Raw genomic sequence first — 464 nt, forward strand, 5'->3', positions numbered from 1 at the left:
ATGGATGATGAAAAGGGAACAGCCCTTAAGGCACCATACACAGAAGCTACCAGCTACGATGCAGCATACGACCTGACAGAGCAGATCCCGGCTGAGATTGTCTATGACGAAGACGGTCAGACCTACGTGCTTGACAGCATTAAGGGAGAAGTCCAAGGAACTGTGAAAGAGAACGTGGAGATCACGGCGGTGTACTCTCTGGATGCAAATGAGGACGGAACACCGGATAAATACGAAGCAACCGTAACATATCAGGTAGTAAACGGAACATTTGAAGGTGAAGAGAATACCACAGTAAGCCAGACCTATGTGCTTGCAGAGCAGAATACAGACGGAACCTGGACAGCGAAGGATAAGACCCTGAGCGACATTCCAGTACCGAAGGCGAATGAAGGATATGAAGGCGGAAGCTGGACACCGACAGAGCCAACGGAAGAGACCAAGGTAGAAGACGGTGCGAAGTA

The 464-nt window shown here is 49.8% G+C and carries 1 protein-coding gene; it reads left to right on the top strand.

The annotated features are described in order from the left end of the window. Nucleotides 1-464: hypothetical protein (locus H6A32_RS15935; protein WP_204864833.1), on the top strand; the 464-nt coding region annotated here is incomplete at both ends.

It is taken from the genome of Drancourtella massiliensis (assembly GCF_016900655.1).
In the GTDB taxonomy this organism is placed as follows: domain Bacteria; phylum Bacillota; class Clostridia; order Lachnospirales; family Lachnospiraceae; genus Sellimonas; species Sellimonas catena.